Origin of the sequence: Nostoc sp. CHAB 5715 (genome assembly GCF_020829685.1) — a bacterium.
GTDB lineage: Bacteria > Cyanobacteriota > Cyanobacteriia > Cyanobacteriales > Nostocaceae > Nostoc.
Window position 1 is genome coordinate 1 of sequence record NZ_JAIVFR010001059.1, and the last position, 2,409, is coordinate 2,409.

Sequence of the window (2,409 nt, forward strand, 5' to 3'; positions counted from 1 at the left end):
TCCGATCTGTACTAGCTGATCTCCGGCATTCGTGAAGAAGCTGTTTCCTGAATCTTTTTCACCTAGTTGAAAGTTGCGGTTGAGAGTGATCGCAAGCTGCCGCGCCATTTCCGAGTCTTCATTATTGCGAAGAAAATCTATTGGATTGGCGATCGCAGATTCTGGAAATCCTGGGGCTAAGACGGTGACTTTGTAACCACGTTCGAGTGCATACCCCGCGAGTATTGGGGCTTGTCCTTTAGATGCGGTTGTTGCTGATTCTTGCTCTGCATACTTAAAGTCGTAAACGGCTAGTGGAAATCCCTGATCTATTGCTGAACGAATCAACGGATTAATCATTGAAAATGATTTTCCACAACCTGGGCCACCACAAACGAAAATCCCCCGTTGTGCGTCTGGTAAGTAAAGGGTTACTGGATCTTCGGGAATGCACGTTTTCCTGATGCCATTGACAATTTCACTTTTTATATTCTTGGGAGTGCCGACGTACAGAGACACACGATTATGTTTACGTTTATTTATTTGTTTGCACGCTAGTTTACGGGCTGCTGTCTTCTCTGCTGTTCCACCCCATCTTGCAGTCGCTAATTTAGCTTTACCCCTTTTGGCATCTATGTATTTGGCTACCACAATCACCGCACCACAGGCCAGTAGCCCCAGCCCTGCGGGTGAGATTAGTGCAGAAGAGAGTCCTGGTGGAATGAATTGGTTAGCATTGACTTGCGTGTTGGTCGTTGTCATTGTCCGCTCCCCACAATAACTAACCCATTCTCTTTAACTCCAAGCCAAGGCACTGGCCCAATAAAATAGGGCGTACAAGTTTTTTGCATAAAAGGAGGACGCACACAGATTCGGAAGAACAACCCAAAGTCTGCTGTACCAAATGATTCATTCACTCCGGTCAATGCAACCTTGAATCCACTACCATATACCAGCCGTCCTGTCGGTTCCTTCCCGGAATTGACCGCAGCCAAGAAACCATAACCACCTTTTACCTGCTGTGATGACCCAGAAGCCCAGCGCTTTCCATATAATGCACCCTCTGAACCTGAGAAGTCGCCCATTTCTAGATATGAGCATTCTTTACCAGCAGCACAAGCAGTAGGTACAGTTTTATCGCCCCTTACTACACTGCCAGAGATAAAATAATTATTTCCAACATAAGTATCACCTCTTTCAGAAGTACCAAGAACTACAGAAGCAATTCCCACAACACCAACACCAGAATTAATTGGTTGGGGCATCTTATCGAAGGGTACTTGGTTTAATCCAGGGACTTGGTTAATATAACTTTGCTGCCAAGACTTGAATTTTCCCAAGGAAGTTGATGTTAATCCTGGTATAGAGTTTAACGAGTACTTGCTTAAATCAAGTTTACCTAAAGGGAGATTCGCTGCTTCCGGGTTTGACCGTAAAATTTGAGAAATGTTTCCACCACTTAATACCCTATTCCTAGACAATAAGGCGGCTATTGGTGGGACTTTTTGAAGGCTTAAGTTTCCTAAACTAGGGATGGACTTAACTAGTGATGCTGGTGTCTGCCATTGCATTAATCCAAAATCTTTTAGTGTCAGTTTGTTATTACTTGGTGCGATTGAACTTATCGATTTCAGGCTCAAACTGGACATTTTAAATGCATCATCCGCATCACCCAGCATCACAACAGAATCAACTTTTTGTCCTGCTGACCAGGAACGTGACGGGTCATATCCAAATAGCGAGATGAGATTCTGTGGAATGCTTAGATATCCCGGTTGTTGCACAGGCGGGAGATTATCCCATGTGATTCGTGACCAGTCAGGAGCCTGAACAAGATATTGACCTTGCGAATAGGTAATTGTCGGAGTTTCAGCCTTTGATGGGGCAGGCAAGACAAATGGAATTAAAGACATAGCTGTTAATAAATATTGTTTCAACTTCATTTGATCTCCTGATTAATTAACTAATAAAGAAATATAGCGATAGAGAATCACTACTCCAAATAAATTATCCAACTCTTTCAATAAGTCACGCTTTTGAATCATTATTTTTGCCCCCACTGAATTAACTGATTAAAAACTTCCTCCTTAACACCAGAACGCAAAATAGCTTCTTCTTTGCTCTTGCCCTGACGTAGTAATTTAATCGCATCCTGAGCTTTTTTCCAAGTTATTGAACCCTCTTGAATTTGACCATTACTATGAGCGAGCGCTAAACCATAAGCAAGAGCATTAGCATCATTTCTTGGTAAAGCCCTACTAGGTAATATAGAGTTTATAGTTGCTGCTGTTTGTTGGGGTATTGTTGCTGGTGTTGGTATCTTATCTAAGGTAGTTAGGACTAGTTCCGGTTTAATGGCTACAGGTGCTACAGGTAATGGACGAACCGAATCTGGTTTAATCACTAGACTAGTGTAAGATGGACTTCCTG

1 protein-coding gene and 2 pseudogenes are annotated in these 2,409 nt (G+C 42.8%); all 3 read right to left on the minus strand.

Annotated elements, in window-relative coordinates; all coding sequences use genetic code 11:
- Positions 1-741: pseudogene (locus LC574_RS35820) on the minus strand (type IV secretory system conjugative DNA transfer family protein); the annotation flags it as partial.
- Complete coding sequence (locus LC574_RS35825; RefSeq protein ID WP_229458375.1) at positions 738-1,922, minus strand: hypothetical protein; 1,185 nt, start codon at positions 1,920-1,922, stop codon at positions 738-740. The pseudogene LC574_RS35820 and the gene LC574_RS35825, both read right to left, overlap by 4 nt.
- Positions 1,923-2,023: 101 nt before the next feature.
- Positions 2,024-2,409 (minus strand): annotated as a pseudogene (locus tag LC574_RS35830) (hypothetical protein); the annotation flags it as partial.

Coding starts and splice junctions, on each gene's coding strand:
- LC574_RS35825 (WP_229458375.1), bottom strand. CDS start 1,922: ATGAAGTTGAAACAATATTTATTAACAGCTATGTCTTTAATTCCATTT.